This window comes from Pseudomonas shiyinii (assembly GCF_056725765.1).
This window is the reverse complement of the sequence record NZ_CM161522.1, coordinates 4,258,974-4,285,676: the sequence shown is the minus strand read 5'-3', so window position 1 is coordinate 4,285,676 and position 26,703 is coordinate 4,258,974. Positions and strand designations below refer to the sequence as shown.

Here is a 26,703-nt window from a genome sequence, read left to right as displayed (position 1 = left end):
CCGCGCAGGGTCAGTGCGGCGGGTTTTCCTTGATCAGGTGTGCCGCCAGGGTGCGCAGCGGCCCAAGCTGGCGGCAGATCAGCGCCAGTTGCGTCTGCACCAGGCGCTGGTGTTCATCCAGTTCCTCGGGCATTTGCTCCAATGCGCCGGCCAGGGCTTCCTCGGCATCGCTGTGAATGGCCACGGGCAGGCGCGCGGCCAGGCCATTGGCGATCTCATCGAGGCTGTTGGCCAGGCTTTGTCCGGCGCCATCGATCAACTGCTCGTGGACCTCCGGCGGTAGCGCCGTGTCGCGGTGCGCGCCGAGCCCGGAGAGGTAGCTGAGCAGGGTATGGGAGAGCACCAGGAAGCGGAAGCCCACATCGGCTTCCTTGCGGAAATGCCCAGGCTCCATGAGCATGTTGGCCAGCGTGGTCGACAGCGCCGCATCGGCGTTGTGGGCATTGCGGCGGGCCAGGCGGTAGGCCAGGTCGTCGCGCTTGCCATGGGCATACTGCTGCATGATCTGGCGCAGATAGGCACTGGCGCAGGTGAGGGTATTGGCGAGCACCTTGTTCAGGCGCCGCCCCTGCCAGTCGGGCAGGAACAGGAACACCGCCAGAATCGCGATCAGGCTGCCCACGAGGGTATCGAACAAACGCGGCAGGAACAGGCCGTACCCATCACCGATCTGGTTGAAGCAGAACAGCACCATCAGCGTGATCGCGGCGGTGGCCAGAGTGTAGCGGGTGGTGCGGTTGACGAAGAACACCACCCCGGCGACCACCGCGAACATGGACTGGATGATCGGACTGGGGAACAGGTCGAACAGTGCCCAACCCACGGTCAGGCCGATGGCGGTACCGAGGATACGCTGCACCAGCTTGCGCCGAGTGGCGCCATAGTTGGGCTGGCAGACGAACAGGGTGGTGAGGATGATCCAGTAGCCCTGGGTCGGGTGGATCAGGTGCACCATGCCGTAGCCCACCGACAGTGCCAGGGACAGGCGCAGGGCATGGCGGAACAGCAGCGAGGTCGGTGTCAGCTGGGTGCGCAGGCGACTCCAGACGTCCTCGAGGTTGCGCGGTGAGCGGTCCAGCAGGCTGCTGTCGCCGGTGTCGGCCAGGCTGTCCGGGTTGCTGGCGGCGCCCAGCAGGCGGTCGAGGGTCGCCAGGTTGCCGGCCAACGCCCGCAAGGAGCGCAGCAGGCTGCGCCAGGCCGGGTTGCTCTGGATGCGCAGGTGCTCCAGCGAGGCATTGAGGTCCTCCAGCGCTTCAGCGAAACCTGTGCCATAGACGAACGGCTGGCGCAGGCGGATCGACTGCGACAATTGCTGGCAGGCCGAGCCCTGCTGGCGCAGCAGGCGCTGGCAGCGGAACATCACATCGCTGTGGAAGAACGCCTCGGCCAAGGCGTTGTAGGGATAGTGCGAAGCGCTGACCCGCTCATGGATGTCCTGGGCCAGGAAGTACAGCTTGAGGTAGCGGCTGACCTTGGAATTCGGCTGGCTGTTGCCGACCCGGTGCAGAATGATCTCCTTGGCCGCATTCAGGGCCGCCACCACCTTGCCGTTCTGCTGGGCCAGCTCCAGGCGCCGGGCCTCGAGGTCCAGGTTGCGGATCGGCTCGAACAGGTTGGCCTTGAGCTTGAGGTAGCGGCCGAGTTCGAGGAACAGCTTGGCCAGGCTCTGTTGCACCGGCTGATTGGAAAACAGGGCCTGCCACAGCACCGACAGCAGGCCGTACCAGGCCGCGCCCGCCACCAGCAGCAGGGGTTCGTGCCAGAAGTCGCTGACCTGGCCGCCGCGCTGGTCCACGCCGATCATGGTGTACACCGAAAGTATCAATGTGGCCGAGGCGATGGCGCCGTAGCGCTCGCCCAGGGCGCCAAGCATGGTCAGGCCGAAGGTGGCCAGGGCCAGCGCGACAGCGAACAACCAGGGGTAGGGGAACAACAGCTCCACCGACAGCGCGGCGATGGCGAAGCACACCAAGGTCACGGCCAGCGCACTCAGGCGGCCTTGCCAGCCGTCGTCGGTCTCGGCCAGGGCGCTGGCAATGATGCCCAGGAACAGCGGGATCAACAGGGCCATTTCGTCCTGGTACCAGCACAGGGCCATGCTGCCGGTCAGGGCGATCGTAACCCGGATGCTGTAGCTGAACTTGTCTTGGCCCCAAAGGCGACGCAATGAATGGCGGAACGAGCTCGATGACATGATGGCCTGCTGGCAGTGATCGAATGAATACCTTTCATGCCATCCATCATGGGGCCGCTGCGCGCCCCATCGCGGGACAAGCCCTACAAAGGGGTATGCGTAACCCCTGTAGGAGCGGGCTTGTCCCGCGATGGGCTGCGTAGCAGCCCCAATACGATGCCGGCATTGCCACACGGACCAGCAAGAAGCGTTCCGTGCTGCTGAAAGGATTCTACTCTACACGAACTGCGCCGCGGCGTTGGCCGAAGCCCAGGCCCATTGGAAGTTGAAGCCACCCAGGTGGCCGGTTACGTCCAGCACCTCGCCGATGAAATACAGCCCCGGGCTCTTGAGCGATTCCATGGTCTTGGACGAGACCTCGCGGGTATCCACGCCGCCCAGGGTCACCTCGGCAGTGCGGTAGCCCTCGGTACCGGCCGGTACCACCTGCCAGGCCGACAGTCTCTCGGCGACCTCGGCCAGTTCGGCCGGGGTGTACTGCTTCATCGGCTTGGAGACGAACCACTGCTCGGCCAACAGGTTGGCCAGTTTGCGGGTGAACACCTCGGCCAGCACGGTCTTGAGCTCGGCATTGGCGCGCTCGGCCTGGACCTGCTGCAGCCAGGCCAGTGCATCGCGGTCCGGCAGCAGGTTGAGTTCGACCGTGTCGCCGGCCTCCCAGAACGAGGAGATCTGCAGGATCGCCGGGCCGCTCAGGCCGCGGTGGGTGAACAGCAGGTTTTCCCGGAAGCTGGTCCCGTTGCAGCTGGCGATGCAGTCCAGCGAGGTCCCGGAAAGCTCGGTGCACAGTGCCTTGAGTTGAGGCTCGGTGATGGTGAACGGCACCAGGCCGGCACGCGTAGGCAGCAGGCTGTGGCCGAACTGGCGCGCCACCTGGTAGCCAAAACCGGTGGCGCCCAGGGTCGGGATCGACAAACCGCCGGTGGCGATCACCAGGGATTGGCAGGCGAATTGACCGGCGCTGGTCTGCAGCAGGTAGCCGCTCTCGGTCTTCTCGATCTGTTCGATGCTGGTGTGCATGCGGATCTCGGCGCCGGCCTCGTCGCACTCGGCCAACAGCATGTCGAGGATGTCGCTGGCCTTGTTGTCGCAGAACAGCTGGCCGAGCTTCTTCTCGTGGTAGGGCACGGCGTGCTTGGCCACCAGCTCGATGAAGTCCCACTGGGTGTAGCGGGCCAGGGCCGACTTACAGAAATGCGGGTTATGCGAGAGGAAGTTGGCCGGCTCGGTGTACAGGTTGGTGAAGTTGCAGCGACCGCCACCGGACATGAGAATTTTCTTGCCTGGCTTGTTGGCATGGTCGAGCACCAGCACGCGGCGGCCGCGGCGGGCGGTGAGCTGGGCGCACATCAGGCCGGCGGCGCCAGCGCCGAGGATGATCACGTCGGTGGAATGCACGGTGTAAACCTGTCTGGACTCGAAGATGAAACGCTGAACCTGTGGGAGCAGGCTTGTCCCCCGATGGCCTCTCGGCAGGGATGACTCAGTGGCCTGAGCTGACGCTATCGCGGGACGAGCCCGCTCCCACAGGAGACATGCGTTGCTTTCAGATGATGCGGACTTTCAGGGACCGGCCCTTTATCTTGCCGCTGTTAAGCCGCTGCATGGCCTGCTTGGCCACCGCGCGCTCCACGGCCACGAACGCCTGGAAGTCGAAGATGGCGATCTTGCCCACCTGTTTGCCGGGGATACCGGCATCGCCGGTCAGCGCGCCGAGGATATCGCCTGGGCGCAGCTTGTCCTTTCGGCCGGCGGCGATGCACAGGGTGGTCATCGCCGGCAGCAGGGGCTCGCCCCCTTTGCTTTTCAGGCTGTCGAGCTGCTCCCAGCGCAGCGGGCGTTTCTGCAGGTCTTCGATGGCCTGGGCGCGGTGGCCTTCGGCAGGCGCAACCAGGCTGATGGCGATGCCTTTCTCGCCGGCGCGGCCCGTACGGCCGACGCGATGCACGTGGATCTCGGCATCACGGGCCAGTTCGACGTTGATGACCATGTCCAGGCCATCGATGTCCAGGCCCCGGGCGGCCACGTCGGTGGCAACCAGTACCGAGCTGCTGCGGTTGGCGAACATCGTCAACACCTGGTCGCGGTCGCGCTGCTCCAGGTCGCCGTGCAGGGCCTGGGCGACGATGCCCTTGGCGGTCAGGTGGGCGACCAGGTCCTCGCACTGTTGCTTGGTGAAGCAGAACGCCACGCACGATTGTGGGCGGTAGTGGCCCAGCACGCGGGTGACGGCTTCCAGGCGTTGCTGCGGGTCGATCTCGATGAAACGTTGTTCGATCTGGTTGTCGGCGTGCAGGCTCTCGACCTTCACCTGCTGCGGCTTGCGCATGAAATCGGCGGCCAGTTGCTCGATGCCGGCCGGGTAGGTGGCCGAGAACAGCAGGGTCTGGCGGCGCGATGGGGTCTTGCCGATGATGCTGGCGATGGCGTCGAAGAAGCCCATGTCGAGCATGCGGTCGGCTTCGTCCAGCACCAGGGTATTGAGCCCGTCGAGCACCAGGGTGCCCTTGTCCAGGTGCTGCTGCACCCGACCCGGGGTGCCGACGATGATGTGCGCGCCATGCTCCAGCGAGGCGATCTGTGGGCCGAGGGACACGCCGCCGCAGAGGGTGAGGATCTTGATGTTGTCCTCGGCCCGGGCCAGGCGACGCAATTCCTTGGCCACCTGGTCGGCGAGCTCGCGGGTGGGGCACAGCACCAGGGCCTGGCAGCCGAAGTAGCGCGGGTTGATCGGGTTGAGCAGGCCGATGCCGAAGGCGGCAGTCTTGCCGCTACCGGTCTTGGCCTGGGCGATCAGGTCCTGGCCCTTGAGGATGACCGGCAGGCTCTGGGCCTGGATCGGCGTCATCGAGGTGTAGCCGAGGGCGTCCAGGTTAGCCAGCATGGCAGCGGACAGCGGCAGGGTGGCGAAGGCGGTGGAATCGGTGGTCACGAGGCGGGCCTGCGTTGCGAAGCGAAAAATGCCGCACAGTCTACCAGCCTCGTGGCCATTCGCCCTACGACTCCATGTGTGCTTCCTGACGACGGGCACGCCTTCCGTCCGTCGGCGCGAGCTGCAGGAAGATCGCCGCTGCGAGCATCGCCATCAGGCCGATGGTCAGGAAGGTCAGCTGGAAAGCGCCCAAGGTGCTTTCCACGCCCTCGGCGCTGCCGGCTGCGCTGAAGCCGCCGAGCAGGGCGCCGGCGCAGGCCACCCCGAGGCTCAGGGACAGTTGCGCGACCACCGACAACAGGCTGTTGCCGCTGCTGGCGTGGGCGTCGTCCAGGTCGATCAAGGTCACGGTGTTCATGGCCGTGAACTGCATCGAGTTGACCGCCCCGAGCAGGGCCAGTTGTACCAATAGCAGGGTATAGGGCGTCTGTTCGTCCACCAGCCCCAGGCTGGCCAACAGCGCACCGAGTAGCAGGGTGTTGCCGGTGAGGATGATGCGATAGCCGAAGCGCTCGATCAGCGGCCTGGCGATGGATTTGGCCAGCATCGCCGCCGCCGCCAGCGGGATCATGCTCATGCCGGCTTCGGCCGGTGAGTAACCCAGCGCCACCTGCAACAGCAGCGGTACGAGGAAGGGCAGGGCGCCGCTGCCCAGGCGCGCGAACAGGTTGCCCAGGATACCGATGGCGAAGGTGCGCACGCGGAACAGGCTGGGCGGGAACAGCGGTTCCGGGTCACGCCCGGCGCGCAGCCAGTACGCGGCCAGGCACGCCATGCCGGCGAACAGCAGGAGCATGACCCGCAGGTGTGGCAGGTGCAGCTCGCCCAGACCCTCCATGGCGATGGTGATCAGCACCATCGCCGCGCCGAACAGGATGAAACCAGGGCCGTCGAACGTGGTGCGTTCGACGCCGCGCAGGTCGGGGATGAACTTCCACACGGCATAGCAGCCCAGTGCGCCGACGGGCAGGTTGATCAGGAAGATCCAGTGCCAGCTGAGGATCTCCACCAGCCAGCCGCCCAGCGTCGGGCCGAGCAGCGGGCCGAGCAGGCCGGGGATGGTGACGAAGCTCATGATTCGCACCAGCTCCGAGCGCGGGTAGGCGCGCAGCACCACCAGCCGGCCGACCGGCAACATCAGGGCGCCGCCCAGGCCTTGGATGACCCGGGCAAGGATCAGGAAGGTCAGGCTGTTGGCCATGGCGCACAGCAGCGAGCCGAGGCTGAAGAGGATGATGGCGCTGAAGAAGATGCGCTTGGTGCCGAAACGGTCGGCGATCCAGCCCGAGGCAGGGATCAACAAGGCGACGGTGAGCATGTAGGCGATGATCACGCCCTGCATGCGCAGCGGGTCCTCGGCCAGGGAGCGGGCCATGGCGGGCAGGGCGGTATTGAGGATGGTGCCGTCCAGGGACTGCATGAAGAAAGCGATCGCCACCACCCAGGGGATCCAGCGGGCGGTGACAGGGTCCAGCGGGGCGCGTTCGGGCATGACGTCCTCGGTTGTCAGGATCCGGCCCTTTCGCGGGTGAGCCCGCGAAAGGGCCGGACAATCCAATCACAATGTCAGTGTCAGGGCTTTGACCAACGCCCCCGGTAAATGACTCGATCCAGTGCTGCGTTGGCCATAGGTGCTGGTCGACAGGATCAACTCCCGCTCACGGGTCAGGTCTTCCAGCTGGCTGCCCAGCAGGCTGTACAGGCTGTCATCGAAGCGCATGGTGCTCACCGGCCCCTGGATACGACCTTCCTTGACCCAGAACGTGGCGAAACGGGTCAGCCCGGTCATGCGCGCGGCCGGCAGGTCGGAGTAGTTCAGGTACCAGAGGTTGCTGATGTACAGGCCCGTGCCCAGCCGCTCGAGGACCTGCGCCGATGCCAGCTGCCCCGGCGCCAGGCTCAGCGCACAAGGCGACTCGTAGCCGTCGGCACCGTTGGCCTGCAGTTCGAACTCGACAGCGCTGCGTGCGCTGACCAGGCGCTCCAGGGCGCGGCCCTTGCTGATCAGACGCAGGTCCTGGCGAGGCGAGCCCTCATCGGAAAACGGCGGGCTCAGCGAACCGCTGACCTGTTCGTCGAAGCTGACCAGTGGGCTGAGGCAGGCATCGCCGTTGTACAGGCGCTGCAGCGCGCTGTTGCCGGTGGCCAGCGCTTGGGCGGAAAAGCCGCCCCAGCAGAGCATGCCGGCGATCTCGTCCATGGCCGCTGGGGCCAGGTAGGCCCGGTAGCGGCCGGGCTCGAGAGTGATGGCCGGGCGCCCCAAGAATGCCAGTTGCTCACGGGCCTGGCGCAGACGCGCGACGAAGTGCTCAGTATTCCAGGCCTGGCCCGCATAATTGGCTTTGACCGCCTGGCCGTTGGCATGGAACAGGCTCCAGTCGAAGTTGAAACTGTTGGCCTGGTGCCAGCCGAAGGCACCGAATGAGCTGGCAAAGCCGTGGCAGATGGGGCCTGCGGCATAGATCCCGACCAGGTCCAGGTCGCCGGCCTCGCGCTCGACCAGTGCCAGCACTTCGCTCAGTTCCGGTAGCGGCTCCTGCAGCAGGCTGTGGCTGTGCCAGGCGCTTTCATCGAGCCTCAGGTAGGGGTCGGCCGGGAGCAGCGGCAAGGTCTGGCGCAACTGTGCGAGGCCGTCGCGCAGGCGTTGGCTGTCGAGGGCGGCGTCGTCGCCCAGAGTGACCTGCTGCTGCGCCTGGCGGCCATCGCGCACCAGTCGCAGTTGGACGCTGGCCTGGCTGACCAGGCCAGCCTGGCGCACCTTGGCATGGTTCAGGCGTACGAACTGCGAGTGCTCGGCACTGTAACCGAGGGTGAAATGCTCCCCAGGCTCGATGGCACTGCGCAGGGTGCCGAGCAGGTCTTCGAAACGTTGTTGGTAGCGGGCCATCAGGCGTCCCCTCCGAATACGTCGATCTGGCGGAACACGCAGGCCGGCGAGGCGTGGCCGACCCGTACTACCTGGTTGGGTTCGCCCTTGCCGCAATTGGGCGTGCCGAGCACCTGGAAGGTGCTGTGGTCACCCACTGCGGACAGGTTGCGCCAGAAGTCGGCGGAAATGCCGCGGTAGTTGGGGTTCTTTACCACCCCCTTGAGCTCGCCATCTTCGATCAGCTGACCCCACTCGCAGCCGAACTGGAACTTGTTGCGCGCATCGTCGATGGACCAGGAGCGGTTGGTGCGCATCAGGATGCCGCGCTCGATACCGGCGACCAATTGCGCGAGCGTCCGGTCGCCGGGTTCGATATTGAGGTTGGCCATGCGGTCGATGGGAGCACGGTTCCAGCCGCAGGCCCGGCTGTTGGCCACGCCCTCCAGGCCCGAGCGGTATTGCGACAACGCCCCGCCCAGGGGGCGCAGCAACAGGCCGTCGCGGATCAGGTACTGCTTGCTCGCCTGGGTGCCATCGTCATCGAAGGCATAGCTGGCCAATTCTTCGCCGAGGGTGGGGTCGAAGGTCACGTTGAGCAGGGTCGAGCCGTACTGCAAGTGGCCGAAGTCGCTCGCCTTGACGAAGCTGGTGCCGGCGTAGTTGCGTTCGTCGCCCAGGATCCGGTCCATCTCCAGCGGGTGGCCGATGGATTCGTGGATCTGCAGCATCATCTGGTCGGGCATCAGCAGCAGGTCGCGAGGGCCGCTGGGGGTATTGGGTGCCAGCAGCAATTGCAGGGCTTGGTCTGCGATGCGGCGGGCGGCACCGACCAGGCCACAGCGCTCGATGACTTCGAAGCCGCCCTGCTGGCCGAAGTTCTCCCGGCCCAGGCTGCGGCACTGGCTGTCCTGGCCATCGCTGGCGGTCACGCTCAGGCCGGGGAACAGGAAGCGTTGGGCATGGCGCAGTTCGGCACCGGCCGAGTTCAGGTAGGTCTGCTCGACCAGGCTGGTGCCCAGGCTCGCCTGCCAGTCCACCAGGCGGCTGTCCCTGGGTACGCTGGCCGATTCGCTGGCGAGCAGCTCGAGGCACTCGGCCAGGCTTGGCAGGGGCTGGTCGAAGTTGGGCGAGACATGGTCGTGACGCTGGCTTGTCACCGGCTGGTCGCGCAGGTCAAGCAAACTGTGGGCGGCGATGGTGCGGGCCAGGGCTTCGGCCTGCTCCAGGGCGCGCTGCAGCCCGGCCTGGGACAGGTCGGCGGTGGCGGCATAGGCCTCGACGCCATTGATGCGCACGGTGAGCATCGCGCCTTCGTCCTGGCTGAAAGAAGGCGGTTCGGCCACATTGCGGCGCACCGACAGGCTCTGGTGCGACTGCTTCACATGGCGCAGGGAAAACATCTCGGCCGAGCTGCGCAGCGCTTTGAAGCGTTGATGCAGCAGGGCGCTGGAATCGAACATGCGGGAACCTCCGGTGCGCGGTGGCTCCCCCTAGAACCACCCTCATACATTGCCTTGGCGGCTAGGGGCTTGGCCTGGGGCGATGTCTGGACATTATGGCAGCCCGGTACTTGTCGGTCAGGAATTAACGCGCAGCCGGCTACGCACCCAGGCGAACCGGCAGCCTCATTAGGCGGCGCCTTCCTTCTGGATGGCGGCTTTCAACATCGCGTTCAGGTGCAATGCGACGTGGTGGGCCCATGTCGCCACCTGATTTGCTCAGATCGAATCAGCGCTTCGATTTACTCAACTGTACAGGCTTTATACCCCCTCTTACTGTGGGGTCAAGGCATGCCTCTCCCCCGAATTGCAATGGAATGATACGGATGAGCCTGAACGACTTCGTTGTAGATGCACTCGTACGCACCCCTGCTTACCAGAACGTGCGTTTATGGACCGTCGAGAACCATGAGAAGTACTCGACCTTGGCCCAGCCAGAGCCGGGCCCCGGCGCCGATCATCGCTACAACCACGAGATATTTCTGCTCATGCGCGCCTTGAACGAGCAAGGTGTGGGCCAGGCCGGGCTATGTGCCGACGCAACGGGCCAGGGGGCGCTCAAGAACGTCATCGGCAACGTCGCCGAGCGGTTGGCCGCTCTGGGCAGTGGGCGGCGCGTGCACTACGTCGAACTGGGCCCTGAGCCGATCAAGAGCGTGTGCCTGCTCAAGCGCATGGCCGAGACGTCCAGTTCCATTCGCTACACCGCCATCGACATCAACCAGGCCTCGGAACCCGCCATGAGCGATGCTGTGCGTCCCATCGTGCAAGGGGCGGGCAGCTTCAACTACATGGCCGCCGACTATCGCACCGTCACCCGTGACGCATTGCGTCACGACCAAGACCTAACCCTGATCACCCTGTTGGGGTTCCAGGAAGGCAACGAGCTGCCGGTAAACACCGGGCGGCTGATCCGAAATCTTGCAGGTGACGCGACCTACATCCTTTCGGAAATGCAGGTGTACGACCAAGGCCTGCAAAACGCCATCCTCACGTTCTATGCCAACCCGTGCATGGTCGAATTCTCGCGGATGGTGGCGCTGCAACAAGGCTTCACCCCGTCGGGCGAGCACGAAGCCATTCTCCTGCCGTTACGGCTCCTGGACGAGCCGATCCATGTGGCCGTGACCCTTCAGCCTGTCCAGCCGCAGCAACTGGGCATGTGGCACACAGACGGCACCAACTATGTGCTGAACATTACGTTCGAACAATTGCATCGCATAGGGGCGTGAACATGCCAAGCAGTGCGCCATACCTGATCCTGCTGCAGGCTATCTTCGTGCTGTCCTGGAGCTCGGGCTTCATTGGTGCCCGGCTGGGCACCGAAGATGCCGGCGCCATCAACCTGCTGTTCTGGCGCTTCCTGCTGGTCAGCCTCTGTCTGCTGCCGTTCGTTGCGCACCGGCTGCGTACGTTGTCATGGGCACAGGTGCGCTACAACGCCGTGATCGGCTTCCTGGCCCAATTCGCCTACCTGGTCAGCGTCTACATTGCCATCCGCGGTGGGCTGCCTGCTGGAATCGCCGCCATCATCTGTGCGCTGCAGCCGTTGATCACGGCATCGATGAGCAACAACGACCAGCATGAGCGCAGTGGTCGGCAGGAGTGGTTGGGGCTTGGGGTCGGGTTCGCGGGTGTCAGCATGGTCATACTCGGTGAATACAACCTGTCCACGACCCGGCTCGCCCCCTGGCTGTACGCCCTGCCGCTGATTGCCGCGGTGACGTTGTCCATCGCCACCCTGTACCAGCGGCGGCAGACGGTGCTGGAGACCGGCCACAGCAAGGATGGCTTGCTGATGCCGTTGTTCCTGCAGTCATGCGCCACGCTGGTACTGCTCGCCGCCACAGGGGCCCCGTTGAGCTTGATCGAGGTTCCGGCCAGCACACAGGTCTGGGCGGCCGTTGCATGGCTGACCTTGTTCTCCACGTTCATTGCCTACCTGAGCCTATGGGTATTGCTGACGAAACTGTCGGCGACCCGTGTCTCGGCGCTGGTCTATCTGGAGCCGCCTGTGACATTGCTGTGGGCAGCGTTGATGTTCGGTGATGCCATCCATTGGACGGCCTATGTGGGCATCGCGGTGGTCGCGGCGGGGATCGCCATCACTCGCCATCGGCGCAGGGCGGTCTCGCCTGCCAATGGGCTCGGGGCGTCGAAACAGCTGTAATGGAGCGATACCGGTGAAGTTACATTCCGTCAATTTTCTTTGCGAACGGTCCGATGCAGGTTTGGGAACGGTCTTGCTGCACGACTTTCACGCATCGTTTTTGATGACGGCTTTCTTGAACGAAGGTCGTTGTCATGCCCAACACAAGTGTTTCTATGGTATCCCTCTCGGCCTCGGCCCCGGCTGAGCCGCTTCCGCGTTTTCAGGTAGTCGCCATTCCCAAGCTCATCCTGATGATAATGCTCTCCATGGGCAGCTACACGACGTACTGGTACTACCGGCAATGGTTGTTGTACCGAAAGGAGCAGGGTCTCCGGCTGGTCCCGCTGTTGCTTTGCCTGTTCGGTGGGCTGCTGCTGTACCCGTTGCTTACGCGGGTAGCGCGGTATGAGCGCGACGCGGGGCGATCGGTAGACTGGTCGCCATTGGGGATTACCTTGATGCTATGGCTGCCTCACGTTGCCTTGTTCTGCGCCTGGGTTCTTCTCGGGATGCAGGTGCAAGAGGCCGGTGTGACGCCCGCGACCGTGCGATACGTGTTCGCCGTGGCGGTGTCGGTTCTGCTTTGCCTGAGCCTTCCCTTGGTGGCCATGGTCAAGGTTCAGCAGGTGATCAACGTGTCACAGGGCGATTCATTGGGGCGTGGCAATGCGGCGCTGACGGTTGCCAACCTGGTATGGATTCTCATGGCCCTGTTCGTATTGGCGGCATGTTGTGGCCGCTCGATTTGATCAACTGGCACGGTATCGTTCCGGTGCCGCTCCAACAAGCGAAAGCTAGCCGGTGTTCATGCCAGGTATCGATCTAGATGCAGCTTTAGGCCCAATCGACTTCCAGGTCCTAATCATGAAAAAGGGAGAGCCGAGGCTCTAATGCCTGTCAGTTAAGGCCCCATCGCCGGCAAGCCGGCTCCCACCTTTCCTGCGCTGCTGTTGTAGACACCGCGGAACCTGTGGGAGCCGGCTTGCCGGCGATGGGCTGCGAAGCAGCCCCAAATGCAGCCGATAAGGCTTAACTAACCGGCATTAGCCGAGGCTCTCCCTTTTTCTTCACTCGCTACTATCAGCCGATGGTCATCAGGCTGGCGTTACCACCCGCCGCAGCGGTATTCACGCTTACCGCCCGCTCGATCACCAGGCGCTCCAGGGCGATCTGGTGATCGCCACTGGACAGCCCATGCACACCGACGATGGCACCGGCGCGCTTGGCCACCTGCTCGCAGACGCTGCGCAGCTGGTCGGAGTCGCCGTGGTGGATGACCGCGTCGAAGGCCACTTCGTCCTTCTGCCAGTCGGCCACCAGCTTGACCTTGGCCTGCAGCTCCTTGGGCAGGCGGGCGCGCAGGCTCTTGGCCGGCTCGCCGTCGGCCCATACTGCCGAGCTGCCCACGGCCAGCACGGCGGCGAACTGGGCCAGCAGGTCGGCCTCGTTGTCGGCCAGGCACAGCACGTGCTCACGTGGCAGTACGGTGTAGGTGTTGCGCTCGCCGGTCGGGCCTGGCAGTACGCGGGTGATGCCGCTCTGGGACTGCTCGGCGAACTGCTCGCACAGCGTGGCCAACTCGGGCTGGTTGCTGCCAGCCCAGCTCTTGAGGGCGTGCAGCGGCTTGATCAACTGGTCGCGCAGGGCACTGTCGACCTTGCTTTCCCCGTCGGCGCGCTGGAAGTGGCGGGCGATGGCGTCGGCCGGGCGGGTCGACAGCAGGCGGTAGAGGTACAGCGGGCCACCGGCTTTCGGGCCGGTGCCGGACAGGCCTTCGCCGCCGAACGGCTGCACGCCCACCACTGCACCGACGATGTTGCGGTTCACGTACATGTTGCCGGCATTGACGTTATCCACCACCTTGGCGATGGTCTCGTCGATGCGGGTATGCACGCCCAGGGTCAGGCCGTAGCCGGAAGCGTTGATCTGCTCGATCAGCTGGTCGAGGTCCTTGCGGTTGTAGCGCACCACGTGCAGCACCGGGCCGAAGATCTCGCGCTTGAGCTCGTCGAAGCTCTCCAGCTCGATCAGGGTCGGCATGACGAAGGTGCCGCGCTTGCATTCCTCGCTGTTGGCGATGGCCACCTGATAGACCGCACGGCCTTTCTCGCGCATGCCTTGGATGTGTTTCTCGATACCGGCCTTGGCTTCAGCATCGATCACCGGGCCGATGTCCACGGACAGGCGCTCTGGGTTGCCCAGGCGGCTTTCGGCCATGGCGCCCTTGAGCATCTCGATCACGCGATCGGCGGAGTCTTCCTGCAGGCACAGCACGCGCAGGGCCGAGCAGCGTTGGCCGGCGCTGTCGAAGGCCGAGGACACCACGTCGATCACCACCTGCTCGGTCAGCGCCGAGGAGTCGACGATCATGGCGTTCTGGCCGCCGGTCTCGGCGATCAGCGGGATCGGGCGGCCCTGGGCATCCAGGCGACCGGCGATATTGCGTTGCAGCAGGCGCGCCACTTCGGTGGAGCCGGTGAACATCACGCCTTTGACGCGCTCGTCACCCACCAGGCCGGCACCGACGGTCTCGCCGCGGCCAGGCAGCAGTTGCAGCACGCCTTCAGGGATGCCGGCTTCGAGCAGCAGGCGCACGGCCTGGGCGGCGACCAGCGGGGTCTGTTCGGCCGGTTTGGCCAGTACCGGGTTACCGGCGGCCAGGGCGGCAGCCACCTGGCCGGTGAAGATCGCCAGCGGGAAGTTCCACGGGCTGATGCACACCACCGGGCCCAGCGGGCGGTGGGCGTCATTGCTGAAGTCGTTGCGTGCCTGGACGGCGTAGTAGCGCAGGAAGTCCACGGCCTCGCGCACTTCGGCGATGGCATTGGCGAAGGTCTTGCCGGCTTCGCGCACCAGCAGGCCCATCAGCGGCTGGATCTCGGCCTCCATCAGGTCGGCGGTGCGCTCGAGGATCGCGGCGCGTTCGGCCGGCGGTGTGGCCTGCCAGATCGGTGCGGCATTGAGCGCGCACTGGATGGCATTGTCGACATCGGCGACGGTCGCTTCCTGCACGTGGCCCACCACATCGCGGTGGTCCGACGGGTTGAGCACGGGTGCGGCAGGTTGGTCGCTGGCGGCGCAGGCCAGCAGCGGGGCAGCCTTCCAGTCGTTGTGGGCGGTGGCCAGCAGGGCGCAGGACAGCGACGCCAGGCGATGCTCGTTGGCCATGTCGATACCGGCCGAGTTGGCCCGCTCGTTGCCATAGAGGTCGCGTGGCAGCGGGATGCGCGGGTGCGGCAGGCCGATCTGGCCTTCCTGGGTAGCCATGCGCTCGATGCTGGCAACCGGGTCGGCGACCAGTTCCTGGATGGAGATCGAGTGGTCGGCGATGCGGTTGACGAACGAGGTGTTGGCGCCGTTTTCCAGCAGACGGCGAACCAGGTAGGCCAGCAGGGTTTCATGGGTGCCGACCGGTGCATAGACGCGGCACGGGCGGTTCAGCTTGCCTTCGGAAACCTTGCCCACCACCTGCTCGTACAGCGGCTCGCCCATGCCGTGCAGGCACTGGAACTCGTACTGGCCCGGGTAGTAGTTCTGGCCGGCGATGTGGTAGATGGCCGACAGGGTGTGGGCGTTGTGGGTGGCGAACTGCGGGTAGATGGCTTCGGGTACCGACAACAGCTTGCGTGCGCAGGCGATGTAGGACACGTCGGTGTACACCTTGCGGGTATAGACCGGGTAGCCTTCCAGGCCTTCGACCTGGGCGCGCTTGATCTCGCTGTCCCAGTACGCGCCTTTCACCAGGCGGATCATCAGGCGGTGGCGGCTGCGCTTGGCCAGGTCGATGACATAGTCGATCACGTACGGGCAACGCTTCTGGTAGGCCTGGATGACGAAGCCGATGCCGTTCCAGCCGGCCAGCGACGGCTCGAAGCACAGGCGCTCGAGCAGGTCCAGGGACAGCTCCAGGCGGTCGGCTTCCTCGGCGTCGATGTTCAGGCCGATGTCGTATTGCTTGGCCAGCAGGGTCAGCGACAGCAGGCGCGGATACAGCTCTTCCATCACGCGCTCGTACTGGGCGCGGCTGTAGCGCGGGTGCAGGGCCGACAGCTTGATGGAGATGCCTGGGCCTTCATAGATGCCACGACCGTGGGAAGCCTTGCCGATCGAGTGGATCGCCTGCTCGTAGGAGGCCAGGTACTTCTGCGCGTCATGTTCGGTCAGGGCAGCCTCGCCGAGCATGTCGTAGGAGTAGCGGAAGCCCTTGGACTCGAAGCGGCTGGCGTTGGCCAGGGCTTCGGCGATGGTCTCGCCGGTGACGAACTGTTCGCCCATCAGGCGCATGGCCATGTCGACACCCTTGCGGATCATCGGCTCGCCGCTCTTGCCGATGATGCGGGTGAGCGAGGAGGTCAGGCCGGATTCGTTGTGAGTGGAGACCAGCTTGCCGGTCAACAGCAGGCCCCAGGTGGCGGCGTTGACGAACAGCGACGGGCTGTTGCCCAGGTGCGGCTGCCAGTTGCCGGTGCTGATCTTGTCGCGGATCAGCGCATCGCGGGTACCCTTGTCGGGGATGCGCAGCAGGGCCTCGGCCAGGCACATCAGGGCCACGCCTTCCTGGGACGACAGGGAGAACTCCTGCAGCAGGCCTTGGACGATACCGGCACGACCACCGGTGCTCTTCTGGTTGCGCAGTTTCTCGGCGATACCGGCGGCCAGCTTGTTGGTGGCGTCTGCCTGCTCGACCGACAGGCGAGCCTGCTCAAGCAGCATGGGTACCACTTCCGGCTCGGGGCGGCGGTAGGCTGCGGTGATGGCCGAGCGCAGCACCGATTGCGGCAGGATGCTCTCGGCGAACTCCAGGAAGCACTGGTGGCTGTGGTCGGGCTGGACTTCGCCGGCGTCATCGCCAGCGGTGCTGCCGTGGCCGCTCAGTTCGTTCAGGGTGGCGCCACCCTCGAGCTTCTCCAGGTAGTTGAAGATCGCTTGCTTGATCAACCAGTGCGGCGTGCGGTCGATGGACTGCGCAGCTGCTTTGAGTCGCTCACGGGTCGGGTCGTCGAGTTTGACCCCAAGGGTGGTCGTCGCCATTTTTTATCCTCGTTATTGCCACGGGTGTGGCCTAAGCTGGACGCAAGATTAGCTGTAGGACAAATCAGGTGCAACCGGGTGCAACCCGATTTTTATGTTGAAAAGGTGCAACTCGTCTGGAGGCTTTTCTTACACGACGAAAAGGCACGTTCTTGGTGCGTTTTCTTCTGAAAACCATTGTCTATGCTCCAAAAAGATACAAAAAGCAGGATTTTTCTGAAAATGCCCGCATGGGTGCAACTTGCCATCGAAAAATGGTTGCACCTGATTCGCGTTGTTGCATAGGATTCGTCGCCTAGGTGCAACCGCCGTCCGGGCGGTCGCTAAACATAAAAACAAATGCCAGGGCACAACCATGGGCAATCCATTGACGATCACTTTCGTGATCTATATCGCAGTAATGGTGCTGATCGGCTTCGCCGCCTATCGCTCCACCAAGAACCTCTCCGACTACATTCTCGGCGGCCGTAGCCTCGGCAGCGTGGTGACCGCGCTTTCCGCCGGTGCCTCCGACATGAGCGGCTGGTTGTTGATGGGCCTGCCTGGGGCCATCTATTTCGCGGGCCTGTCCGAGGCCTGGATCGCCATCGGCCTGACTGTCGGCGCCTACCTCAACTGGCTGTTCGTCGCTGGCCGCCTGCGTGTGCAGACCGAACACAACGGTGACGCGCTGACCCTGCCGGATTACTTCTCCAGCCGCTTCGAAGACCAGTCGGGCCTGCTGCGGATCATCTCGGCCATCGTCATCCTGGTGTTCTTCACCATCTATTGCGCCTCCGGCATCGTCGCCGGCGCCCGCCTGTTCGAAAGCACCTTCGGCATGTCGTACGAGACCGCCCTGTGGGCCGGTGCCGCGGCGACCATCGCCTATACCTTCATCGGTGGCTTCCTGGCCGTGAGCTGGACCGACACCGTGCAGGCCTCGCTGATGATCTTCGCGCTGATCCTCACGCCGGTCATCGTGCTGATCTCTACTGGCGGCTTCGATGCGACGTTCCAGGCCATCGAGCTGCAAGATCCGACGAACTTCGACATGTTCAAGGGCGCGACCTTCATCGGCATCGTCTCGCTGATGGGCTGGGGCCTGGGCTACTTCGGCCAGCCGCACATCCTGGCGCGCTTCATGGCCGCCGACTCGGTGAAATCCATCGCCAAGGCCCGCCGTATCTCCATGACCTGGATGATCCTGTGCCTGGCCGGTACCTGTGCCGTAGGCTTCTTCGGCATTGCCTACTTCTCTGCGCACCCCGAGGTAGCGGGTCCTGTCACCGAGAACCACGAACGTGTGTTCATCGAGCTGGCCAAGATCCTGTTCAACCCCTGGATCGCCGGTGTGCTGCTGTCGGCCATCCTGGCTGCGGTGATGAGCACCTTGAGCTGCCAGCTGCTGGTGTGTTCCAGCGCCCTGACCGAAGACTTCTACAAGGCCTTCCTGCGCAAGGGCGCTTCCCAGCTTGAGCTGGTCTGGGTCGGTCGTCTGATGGTCCTGGCCGTGGCCCTGATCGCCATCGCCATGGCCGCCAACCCGGAAAACCGCGTGCTGGGCCTGGTGGCCTATGCCTGGGCCGGCTTCGGTGCCGCCTTCGGTCCGGTGGTGCTGATCTCGGTATTGTGGAAGGGCATGACCCGCAACGGCGCCCTGGCCGGTATCGTGGTCGGTGCGCTGACCGTGATCCTGTGGAAGAACTACGTTGGCCTGGGTCTGTACGAGATCATCCCGGGCTTCCTGTTCGCCAGCATCGCCATCGTCGTGGTGAGCAAGCTGGGCCGTCCGTCGACCAGCATGGTCTCGCGCTTCGAGAAGGCTGACGCGGCGTATCACGCTGACAAGTGATACCTGTCGAATAGGCGTCGGCCCCATCGCCGGCAAGCCGGCTCCCACAGCAAGCACTGGCCTGAAGGTTCCAGGGCTTCTGTGGGGGCCGGCTTGCCGGCGATGAGGCCAACTCTGACATCCAGGCCTGACGCCACCTGCATGACAAGGTAAACTTGCCATCCCCGCAGGAGTCGCCATGAACTATCGTCACGCCTTTCACGCCGGCAACCACGCCGACGTCCTCAAGCACATCGTGCTGACCCGCCTCATCGCCTTGATGTCGCGCAAGGAACAGCCCTTCGCCTATATCGACACCCACGCCGGCCTTGGCCTGTACGACCTGCAGGGCGACCAGGCGACCCGTACCGGTGAATACCTCGAAGGCGTCGCCCGCCTGTGGAACCGCGATGACCTGCCGGCCGTCACCGCCGATTACCTGCGCATCATCAAGCGCATGAACCCCGACGGCGAGCTGCGCTACTACCCGGGCTCCCCGGAGCTGGCGCGGCGCCTGATGCGCCAGCAGGATCGCGCGCTGCTCAACGAGAAGCACCCCGAGGACGGCCCGCTGCTCAAGGACAACATGAAGAAGGACCCGCGAGTGATCGTGCACCTGGGCGAGGGTTGGCATGTTCCCCGGGTCTTGCTGCCAGTACAGGAAAAGCGCGCCGTGATGTTGATCGACCCGCCCTTCGAGCAGGCCGATGAGCTCAAGCGCTGCACCGTGGCGATGAAAGAAGCGATCGGCCGCATGCGCCAGACCGTCGCGGCGATCTGGTACCCGATCAAGGACCAGCGTTCCCTGACCCGTTTCTACCAGGACCTGACCAGCACTGGTGCGCCCAAGCTGCTGCGGGTCGAGCTGTATGTGCATCATCAGGACAGCCCGCAGGGGCTGAACGGCTCGGGCCTGGCCATCGCCAACCCGCCGTGGGGCCTGGAGGACGAGCTCAAGGAGCTGCTGCCCTGGCTGGCGAAAGAGTTGGCACAGACTGCTGGTAGCTACCGGATGGACTGGCTGATCGCCGAATAATCTTGATTGCCTGTGCTGGCTTCATCGCCGGCTTGCCGGCGATGAGGCCGGTACAGGTTGCCGCGTTGCGCATATGTTTGCGTTATAATCCCGCCCTTTAGCCGCCGTCCGCCCGTGAGGCCGTCGGCGCATCTCTACCGAATGAAGAGGCTAGACCCTTGGCATTGACGATTCTTGGCCTGTCCGGCGCCCTTAGCCATGACCCTTCCGCGGCCCTGTACATCGACGGCAAACTGGTTGCCGCCGCCGAAGAAGAGCGCTTCGTGCGTGACAAGCATGCGAAGAACCGCATGCCCTACGAGTCGGCGAAGTTCTGCCTGGAGCAGGCCGGTATCAAACCGTCCGACGTCGACGTGGTGGCCATTCCCTTCGCCCCCATCAGCCTGTTCGGCAAGGCACGCTGGCACTATGCCAAGCGCTACTGGTATGCCCCGGACCGCGCCCTCGATGCGATCCTGATGGGCAACCGTCGCTACAAGCGCTACCGCAAGAAGATCGTCTGGTGCCTGGAGCAGCTGGGCTTCGACCCGAAGAAGATCAAGATCGAGCCGGTCGAACACCACCTGGCCCACGCCTCCAGCGCCTACCACTGCTCGGGTTTCAAGGAAAAGACCGCGATCCTCGGCATCGACGGCAAGGGTGAGTACGCCACTACCTTCTTCGGCTACGGCGAGAACGGCAAGATCCACAAGATCAAGGAGTTCTACGACCCGGATTCCCTGGGCGGCCTGTATGGCGCGATCACCGAGTTCCTCGGCTTCGAAATGCTCGACGGCGAGTTCAAGGTCATGGGCATGGCCCCGTACGGCGATGCCAGCAAGTATGACTTCTCCCGCCTGGCCAGCTTCGAGAACGGCGAGCTGGTGATCAACACCGAATATGCCAATGTCATCGGCCTGCGTCGCTATAAAGAGAAGGGCAAGGGCTTCTACTTCTCGCCCAAGCTGATCGAGTGGCTGGGGCCCAAGCGCGAAGGCGACATCGCCGATGAGCCGTACATCCACTACGCGGCGAGCATGCAGGCGCTGTTCGAGAAGCTCGCCCTGCAGATGATCGACCACTACCTGGGCGACATCCTCAAGCAGACCGGCAAGCTGGCCTTCGCCGGCGGCTGCGCGCTGAACGTCAAGCTCAACCAGAAGATCATCGCCCGCCCGGACGTCAAGGAACTGTTCGTGCAGCCGGCGTCCGGCGACGCCGGTACCGCGGTCGGCGCGGCGGCCTATGTGTCCCACGCCCGTGGCGTACCGGTCGAGAAGATGGAGCACGTCTACCTCGGCCCAGCGTACTCCAACGAAGACGTGATCGCCGCCTGCGCCCGCCACCCGAACGCGCCCAAATGGCGCAAGCTCGACGACATGCCCCAGCGTATCGCCAGGATCATGGTCGATGGCAACCCGGTGGCCTGGTTCCAGGGGCGCATGGAGTTCGGCCCGCGCGCCTTGGGCGGCCGCTCCATCATCGGTTGCCCGAGCGTGCCGGGCGTGGCTGACCGGATCAACGAGCAGATCAAGTTCCGCGAGCGCTGGAGACCTTTCTGCCCGTCGATGCTCGACACCGTCGCCCCGCAGATGATCAAGGTCGACCACCCGGCACCGTTCATGACCTTCACCTTCGAGGTGGCCGAGGAGTGGAAAACCCGCGTGCCTGAAGTGGTCCACGAGGACGGCACTTCCCGCGCCCAGGTGCTCAAGCGCGAATACAACCCGCGCTACTACGACATGATGAAGGCCCTCGAAGACCTGACCGGCAACGGCGTGTCGCTGAACACCTCGCTCAACCGTCGTGGCGAACCCATGATCTGCTCGCCGACCGATGCCCTGAACATGTTCTTCGGCTCGGACCTGCAGTACCTGATCATGGAAGACATCCTGGTGGTCAAGGATGGCGCAGCGCCTTATGACCAACCGCTCTGAACGGCGCGTCCTGCAGTTCTGCCATGGCTATGACGGGCCGTTCCTGGATTGCGCCCGTCAATACGCCAGCCTGTTCCAGGGCCGCGGCTATCAGGTCACCACGGTCTTCCTGACCGGCAAGGCCGACCCCGAGGTCGCGGCTGGCTGCGCTTCGGACGAGGTGCTATTCCTGGAGTTCAGCTCCAAGGCCGTGCGCGGCCTGAAGCTCGGGGCCATCGCGGCCCTGCGCAAGATCGCAGCCGCGCGCGATTTCAGCTTCTGCATCGCCCACCGCTTCAAGCCGATCTACGTGGCGCTGCTGGGCACCGGCCTGCCGGTGATCGGCGTGCACCATGCGTTCGGCGACTACCAGCGCAGTGGCCGACGCTTGTTCGCCAACCTGTTTCGCAAGCGCCTGAGCCTGCTGGGCGTCTCGGACGCGGTGCGCGACGACATGCGCCGCTGCCTGGCGCAGTGGCCGGCCGAGCGTATCCAGACCCTGTACAACCGCATCGACGTACAGGCGCTGCAGGCCAGCCTGGTGCCCCGTGAAGAAGCGCGTAGGGCCCTGGGGCTCGACCCGCAGGCCTGGATCGTCGGCAATGTCGGGCGCCTGCACCCGGACAAGGACCAGGCTACCCTGCTGCGTGGTTTCGCCGAGGCACTGCCGGGCCTACCCGCCGGTGCTCGCCTGGCGATCCTGGGCAAGGGCCGTCTGGAAGAGGCGCTCAAGGCCCAGGCCATGGCGCTGGGCATTGCCGGGCAGGTCGACTTCCTCGGCCAGGTACCCGATGCCCGTCGCTATTTCCAGGCCTTCGACGTGTTCGCCCTGAGCTCGGACCACGAGCCGTTCGGCATGGTCCTGCTGGAGGCTATGGTCGCGGGCGTGCCCTTGCTCGCCACTGCCTGTGGCGGTGCCCAGGAAGTGGTCGAAGGCGTGGGCGTGCTGTTCCCGTTGGGTGATGCTGGCCAACTGGCCCAGGGCCTCAAGCACATGGCGGGGCTGGACGCATCGCAGCGCCAGGCATGCGCCGAACATATGCTGCAACGGCTGCACCAGCGCTTCTCCGACCAGGCCGTGCGCGAGGCCTTCTGGGCGTTGCCGCAGGTACGCGCACTGGTAGCGGAGGCGTGATGCTCAATCATATCCGGGCCTTTCGCGAACGCGGTTGGGCGCCTGTCGATGCCGCCACCTATGCCGCTGCCTGGCAACGTTTCGGCGGCAGCGTCGCGACCCATCCGTTGGTGATCGAGCAATTGGCCGACCTGGCGCAGATTCCGGTGCGTTATCTGGGCTGGGAGGTCGATGGCGAAGTCAAGGCGGCCATTCCTACCTGGGGCCGGCACCTGGCACTGTCCAAGGACGTGCTCAAGCGTCACGGCAAGAAAGGCCTGTTCGACCTCGGCAATGCCGAGATCATCCTGCCGGCCGCCGGTGATGCCGGGGCGCCGCTGCGTCATGCCGGGCGTTACCTGTCGGAGCTGAACCAGGGTAGATTCACGGGGCTCAAGGCGCAGGCCGAGCAACTGGCCATGGCGCGTGCCCACGAAGACCTGTCCAAGAAGTTTCGCTACAACCAGCGCCGCGAGTTGCGCCTGCTGGAAGAGGCGGGCGGTGTGGTGCGGCCGATCAGTGATTTCTCCGCCAACGAAATCGCAACCATGTACTGCGACCTGTTCCAGCGCCGCTGGGGCTTCCCGGCCACCGGCGCGGCACGCATGGCCGATGTGCTGGAGCGCCTGCGCGAGCTGTTGATCGGCTCGGTGCTGCTGCTCGACGGGGCCCCTATCGCCATCCAGCTGGTGTACCGGGTCGAGGCGCCGGAGTGGGTCAGCGTCGAGTACGTCAACGGCGGCGTGGACCCCGAGACAAAGGCCTTCAGCCCTGGCAGCGTGTTGAGCTTCCTCAATACCCAGGCCGCCTGGGAAGATGCCCGGGCGCGCAACAAGCCGCTGCGATTCTCCTTCGGTCGTGCCGATCGTGAATACAAGGACCGTTGGTGCAACCCCGTGCCGGTGTTCCAGTCGTGAGCCGCAAGCAGCAGTTGCTCAAGCGCCATCGGCGCAACAAGCGCGTGGGCCTGCTGGCAGGCCTGGTCGTGTTGGCTGCACTGGGGGTCGTCACCTGGTGGTGGTTGCCGCTGGTGCTGTTGCCGCTGCTGTGGGTGGCGCACGAGGCTTGGTTCGCCGACCACCTGTTCTATTCGCCCGCCGAGGACTACGCCTACCGTTTCGGTGACCAGGCTCGCCAGGTTGCCGCCAGCCTTCGCGAGGGCGTGCTGCAGGCCGACGTGGCCTTGGCCGGGGATGAAACGCTGATTCTCGAAGTGCGGCTGAAAAGCAGCTGGCTGGGGCGCTGGCTCGACCCGCGCGTGGAGCTGCAGGGCGAAGCGGAGCAGGACCGCCAGGCCTTCGAGCGTGGCGTGGATGGTGTGCGCTTTCTCAACCTCACCGGCTTCGCTGCGCCGCTGATGGCCGGGGCGTTGCGCCTGCGTGGCCGGTATTGTCGATTGGTGGGTACGCCGCGGCTGTGGATAACCCCACCGGTCGAGCTCGACCGGCGCCGGGTCATGGTCATCGCCCCCCATGCCGACGACGCCGAGCTGGCTGCCTATGGTCTCTACAGCCAGGCCGATGAAGCCTGGGTCGTCACCCTGACCGCCGGCGAGATCGAGGCCGAGCATTATCAGCAGATGGGTCTGCCCAAGGCCGAGGCGGCGCGCCTCAAGGGCCGTCTGCGCGCCTGGGACAGCATTACCGTGCCACGTTGGGCCGGGGTGCCCGAGGCACATTGTGTCCAGCTGGGCTATTTCTGCCTGCAACTGCCTGCGATGCAGGCGACGCCAGACCAACCGGTAGGTTCGCGCGAGGCTGAGCTGGCCGATACCCGCCCGTTCCGCCGCTTGAATGCCTTCACCTTGCCGGGCGACGCCGATGGCGCCCCCACCTGGCACAATCTGCTGGCTGATCTGCGCACCCTGCTGCTGCAGGCCCGGCCGCAGGTGCTGGTGATGCCGCACCCGCAACTCGACCCGCACCCGGACCACATCTGTGCCCAGGCCGCAGTGCACGAAGCCTTGCAAGGCCTGGACTGGCAGCCTGAGACACAGCTGTACTACGCGAACCATTTGCACGACAACGACCGCTGGCCCATGGGCGACAGCGGCGATGGCGTGGCCTTGCCTCCACAGTTGAGCGCCGAACAGGCCTGGGTGCCCTATTGCCGGGTCCTGGACCTTGCCACCCAGCGCGACAAAGCCATGGCGTTGGGCATGATGCATGACCTGCAGCCGCCTGCGCCGTTCAAGCGCCGCTTGCGCCGGGTGCTGCAGCACTGGCTGGCCGGGCGCAAGCCGTCGGTGTATGGCGAAAACGAATTCTTCCGCAAGGCGGTCCGCCGCCACGAACTGTTCTGGCATCGCCCGTGCGAGCGTGACGAATGATTGATGGCGCACAGAGCCCAAGGAAAGCAATGAAAGTCCTATTTCTGGTGCAGAAGGAGCAGCGGGCGATCCTGGACCGCCTGTACGATGGCGTCGCCGCCCATTGCGACTGCGACCTGCGCTGGCTGACCAGCGAGGACCAGCGCAACCTGCGCCGCTACTTCAAGCGTGAAGTCGATGTCACCCGCTATGACCGGATCGTGTTCTTCCTGCGTTTCAAGCAGGAGATCCGCCAGGTCGGTTTCATTCGCACCGTGCCCAACCTGGTGATCCTCGAGCACGATGCCTACCAGAACTACATCCCCTGCAAGTACACCGGCAAATTCAGTGCGCATTACCGCCACCTGCCGTGGGCGCGGGTGATCAGTTCCGGCTACATGGTCAGTGAACGCTTGCGCCAGGAAGGTTTCGACGCGGTGTTCGTGCCCAAGGGCTATGACGAACAGCTGCTCACCGACCAGGGGCGCGAGCGTGATATCGAGCTGGCCTTCGTCGGCAGCACCGGCAGCGTGGCCTACAGCGGCCGAAAGGCCTTGCTCGATGAGCTCGGCCAGGTGGAAAACCTGGTGGTCACTCGTACCAAGTCGGGCGAGGACTACTGCAACACGCTCAACCGCATCCGTTTCTTCGTCAGCGCCGATGTGGGCATGGGCGAATACATGATCAAGAACTTCGAGGCCATGGCCTGCGGCTGCGTGCTGCTGGCCTACGACCAGGGTGAGGCGGAAAACCGCGCCCTGGGCCTTGAGGACATGCACAACGTGGTGCTGTACGACAGCGTCCCGACGCTACAGGAAAAACTGCGCACGCTGCGGCAGGACCCAGCGTTGGCTGCGCGCATCGCTGCCAACGGTCGGGAGCTGGCGGTTTCACGCTTCAGCTTCGCCCAGGTTGGCCGTAGCATCGTCGAACACATGGAACCCCCGCTGCGGCCTCAGCCACCGCTGAGTGCCTGGCAGCGACTGCGCCTGAGGCTGGGGTTCTGAGCAATGGCGCTCCTGTCGCAGGGAATGCGTGAGTCGTTGACAGTCCAAAGGTGGAGGGAGCCCCGTGCGCTTCTCTGAGAACAGTGATATCACCGTGGTCGTGACCAGTTGCGGGCGTTTCGACCTGCTCAAGGAAACGCTCGAGAGTTTCGACCGATACAACACCGCGCCGATCCGCGAAGTCTTCATCACCGAAGACTCCGGGGACGATGCGGTCCACGATGCAGTACCTGCGCACTGGAAGCCTCACTGCACGGTATTCGTCAATCGGCCCAAGCTGGGCCAGCTGCCCTCCATCGACTTGGCCTACAGCCAGGTGAAGACGCCGTACATCTTCCATTGCGAAGACGACTGGCGCTTCTACCGCCAGGGGTTCGTCGAGGACTCCCGTGCAATCCTGGAGGTCAGCCCGAACCTGTTGCAGGTCTGGCTGCGCAGCCATGCCCACGACCTGGCGGTCCACAGCCCCTATATCCATTTGGGCGAGCGCCAGGTGATCGCAGGCGTGCCGTGCTACCCGCTGTTATCCGACAAGGCCGAGTGGCAAGCCTTCTCGCTCAACCCAGGCCTGCGCCGCCTGAGCGACTACCAACGTTGTGCGCCGTTTGCCGCCTATTCTGGTGAGAAGGCGTTGTCGCGCCGGTACGCCGAGCTGAACCTGGGCGCGGTCACCCTTGAAGGGGACGCGGTGCTGCACACGGGCTTTGGCAACCACGTGACCTTGCCCGAGGAAGTCCAGCGCAAGGCCAGGCGGCGCAAGCGGGACCGCCAGAAACTGATACTGACGCTGTTGGTGGGGCTGGTGGTTGGCACGGGGATCGGTTTTCTTGTCGGTTGAAGCGGCGTGCCTGAT

The 26,703-nt window shown here is 64.6% G+C and carries 18 protein-coding genes; 11 read left to right on the top strand and 7 right to left on the bottom strand.

Annotation, left to right across the window (positions count from 1 at the left end):
* Window positions 1-10: 10 nt before the first annotated feature.
* The 6 genes from yccS to ACXHGZ_RS19300 all read right to left on the bottom strand — a co-directional run bounded on the left by yccS (window position 11) and on the right by ACXHGZ_RS19300 (window position 9,455).
* Complete coding sequence (gene yccS / locus ACXHGZ_RS19325; RefSeq protein WP_480461037.1) at window positions 11-2,194, bottom strand: YccS family putative transporter; 2,184 nt, start codon at window positions 2,192-2,194, stop codon at window positions 11-13.
* A gap of 216 nt (window positions 2,195-2,410) precedes the next feature.
* Window positions 2,411-3,592 carry a BaiN/RdsA family NAD(P)/FAD-dependent oxidoreductase gene (locus ACXHGZ_RS19320; RefSeq protein WP_480461035.1) on the bottom strand — a complete coding sequence of 394 codons (1,182 nt, stop codon included), beginning with the start codon at window positions 3,590-3,592 and terminating at the stop codon, window positions 2,411-2,413.
* A 148-nt stretch (window positions 3,593-3,740) separates the two neighbouring features.
* Entirely contained in the window at window positions 3,741-5,078 is a 1,338-nt protein-coding gene (gene dbpA / locus ACXHGZ_RS19315) for an ATP-dependent RNA helicase DbpA (RefSeq protein WP_480464103.1), read from the bottom strand.
* A gap of 112 nt (window positions 5,079-5,190) precedes the next feature.
* A complete protein-coding gene (gene mdtD, locus ACXHGZ_RS19310; protein ID WP_480461034.1) occupies window positions 5,191-6,618 on the bottom strand; it encodes a multidrug transporter subunit MdtD in 1,428 nt (475 codons plus the stop codon).
* A gap of 66 nt (window positions 6,619-6,684) precedes the next feature.
* Entirely contained in the window at window positions 6,685-8,013 is a 1,329-nt protein-coding gene (locus ACXHGZ_RS19305; RefSeq protein ID WP_480461032.1) for a TldD/PmbA family protein, read from the bottom strand.
* A complete protein-coding gene (locus ACXHGZ_RS19300) occupies window positions 8,013-9,455 on the bottom strand; it encodes a TldD/PmbA family protein (protein WP_480461030.1) in 1,443 nt (480 codons plus the stop codon). The genes ACXHGZ_RS19305 and ACXHGZ_RS19300 overlap by 1 nt, the downstream gene beginning before the upstream one ends.
* Window positions 9,456-9,820: 365 nt before the next feature.
* On the opposite strand from ACXHGZ_RS19300, the gene ACXHGZ_RS19295 reads away from it, so the two are divergent.
* From ACXHGZ_RS19295 to ACXHGZ_RS19285, 3 genes are all read left to right on the top strand, one after another.
* Entirely contained in the window at window positions 9,821-10,726 is a 906-nt protein-coding gene (locus tag ACXHGZ_RS19295; RefSeq protein WP_480461029.1) for a hypothetical protein, read from the top strand.
* A 2-nt stretch (window positions 10,727-10,728) separates the two neighbouring features.
* Window positions 10,729-11,664: a DMT family transporter gene (locus tag ACXHGZ_RS19290; protein ID WP_480461027.1), complete on the top strand. Its 936-nt coding sequence runs from the start codon at window positions 10,729-10,731 to the stop codon at window positions 11,662-11,664.
* Window positions 11,665-11,798: 134 nt separating this feature from the next.
* Entirely contained in the window at window positions 11,799-12,395 is a 597-nt protein-coding gene (locus tag ACXHGZ_RS19285) for a hypothetical protein (RefSeq protein ID WP_480461025.1), read from the top strand.
* A gap of 331 nt (window positions 12,396-12,726) precedes the next feature.
* On the opposite strand, the gene putA is transcribed toward ACXHGZ_RS19285, so the two are convergent.
* Window positions 12,727-16,677: a trifunctional transcriptional regulator/proline dehydrogenase/L-glutamate gamma-semialdehyde dehydrogenase gene (gene putA / locus ACXHGZ_RS19280; protein WP_480461023.1), complete on the bottom strand. Its 3,951-nt coding sequence runs from the start codon at window positions 16,675-16,677 to the stop codon at window positions 12,727-12,729.
* A 355-nt stretch (window positions 16,678-17,032) separates the two neighbouring features.
* On the opposite strand from putA, the gene putP reads away from it, so the two are divergent.
* From putP to ACXHGZ_RS19240, 8 genes are all read left to right on the top strand, one after another.
* Window positions 17,033-18,511: a sodium/proline symporter PutP gene (putP, locus tag ACXHGZ_RS19275; protein WP_480461022.1), complete on the top strand. Its 1,479-nt coding sequence runs from the start codon at window positions 17,033-17,035 to the stop codon at window positions 18,509-18,511.
* A 178-nt stretch (window positions 18,512-18,689) separates the two neighbouring features.
* Window positions 18,690-19,526 carry a 23S rRNA (adenine(2030)-N(6))-methyltransferase RlmJ gene (locus ACXHGZ_RS19270; RefSeq protein ID WP_480461021.1) on the top strand — a complete coding sequence of 279 codons (837 nt, stop codon included), beginning with the start codon at window positions 18,690-18,692 and terminating at the stop codon, window positions 19,524-19,526.
* A gap of 158 nt (window positions 19,527-19,684) precedes the next feature.
* A complete protein-coding gene (locus tag ACXHGZ_RS19265) occupies window positions 19,685-21,442 on the top strand; it encodes a carbamoyltransferase family protein (RefSeq protein WP_084854092.1) in 1,758 nt (585 codons plus the stop codon).
* Window positions 21,426-22,556, top strand: coding sequence for a glycosyltransferase (locus ACXHGZ_RS19260; protein WP_480461020.1), 1,131 nt, complete (start codon window positions 21,426-21,428; stop codon window positions 22,554-22,556). The genes ACXHGZ_RS19265 and ACXHGZ_RS19260 overlap by 17 nt, the downstream gene beginning before the upstream one ends.
* Window positions 22,556-23,452 carry an antimicrobial resistance protein Mig-14 gene (locus tag ACXHGZ_RS19255; protein WP_480461019.1) on the top strand — a complete coding sequence of 299 codons (897 nt, stop codon included), beginning with the start codon at window positions 22,556-22,558 and terminating at the stop codon, window positions 23,450-23,452. The genes ACXHGZ_RS19260 and ACXHGZ_RS19255 overlap by 1 nt, the downstream gene beginning before the upstream one ends.
* Window positions 23,449-24,864 carry a PIG-L family deacetylase gene (locus ACXHGZ_RS19250; RefSeq protein ID WP_480461018.1) on the top strand — a complete coding sequence of 472 codons (1,416 nt, stop codon included), beginning with the start codon at window positions 23,449-23,451 and terminating at the stop codon, window positions 24,862-24,864. The genes ACXHGZ_RS19255 and ACXHGZ_RS19250 overlap by 4 nt, the downstream gene beginning before the upstream one ends.
* 29 nt (window positions 24,865-24,893) lie before the next feature.
* Window positions 24,894-25,850: a glycosyltransferase family protein gene (locus ACXHGZ_RS19245; protein WP_480461017.1), complete on the top strand. Its 957-nt coding sequence runs from the start codon at window positions 24,894-24,896 to the stop codon at window positions 25,848-25,850.
* A gap of 64 nt (window positions 25,851-25,914) precedes the next feature.
* A complete protein-coding gene (locus ACXHGZ_RS19240) occupies window positions 25,915-26,688 on the top strand; it encodes a glycosyltransferase family 2 protein (protein ID WP_480461016.1) in 774 nt (257 codons plus the stop codon).
* Window positions 26,689-26,703 lie beyond the last annotated feature (15 nt).

Coding starts and splice junctions, on each gene's coding strand:
- ACXHGZ_RS19295 (WP_480461029.1), top strand. CDS start 9,821: ATGAGCCTGAACGACTTCGTTGTAGATGCACTCGTACGCACCCCTGCT.
- ACXHGZ_RS19305 (WP_480461032.1), bottom strand. CDS start 8,013: ATGGCCCGCTACCAACAACGTTTCGAAGACCTGCTCGGCACCCTGCGC.
- putP (WP_480461022.1), top strand. CDS start 17,033: ATGGGCAATCCATTGACGATCACTTTCGTGATCTATATCGCAGTAATG.
- ACXHGZ_RS19245 (WP_480461017.1), top strand. CDS start 24,894: ATGAAAGTCCTATTTCTGGTGCAGAAGGAGCAGCGGGCGATCCTGGAC.
- mdtD (WP_480461034.1), bottom strand. CDS start 6,618: ATGCCCGAACGCGCCCCGCTGGACCCTGTCACCGCCCGCTGGATCCCC.
- yccS (WP_480461037.1), bottom strand. CDS start 2,194: ATGTCATCGAGCTCGTTCCGCCATTCATTGCGTCGCCTTTGGGGCCAA.
- putA (WP_480461023.1), bottom strand. CDS start 16,677: ATGGCGACGACCACCCTTGGGGTCAAACTCGACGACCCGACCCGTGAG.
- ACXHGZ_RS19290 (WP_480461027.1), top strand. CDS start 10,729: ATGCCAAGCAGTGCGCCATACCTGATCCTGCTGCAGGCTATCTTCGTG.
- ACXHGZ_RS19260 (WP_480461020.1), top strand. CDS start 21,426: ATGACCAACCGCTCTGAACGGCGCGTCCTGCAGTTCTGCCATGGCTAT.
- ACXHGZ_RS19300 (WP_480461030.1), bottom strand. CDS start 9,455: ATGTTCGATTCCAGCGCCCTGCTGCATCAACGCTTCAAAGCGCTGCGC.
- ACXHGZ_RS19270 (WP_480461021.1), top strand. CDS start 18,690: ATGAACTATCGTCACGCCTTTCACGCCGGCAACCACGCCGACGTCCTC.
- ACXHGZ_RS19255 (WP_480461019.1), top strand. CDS start 22,556: ATGCTCAATCATATCCGGGCCTTTCGCGAACGCGGTTGGGCGCCTGTC.
- dbpA (WP_480464103.1), bottom strand. CDS start 5,078: ATGCTGGCTAACCTGGACGCCCTCGGCTACACCTCGATGACGCCGATC.
- ACXHGZ_RS19285 (WP_480461025.1), top strand. CDS start 11,799: ATGCCCAACACAAGTGTTTCTATGGTATCCCTCTCGGCCTCGGCCCCG.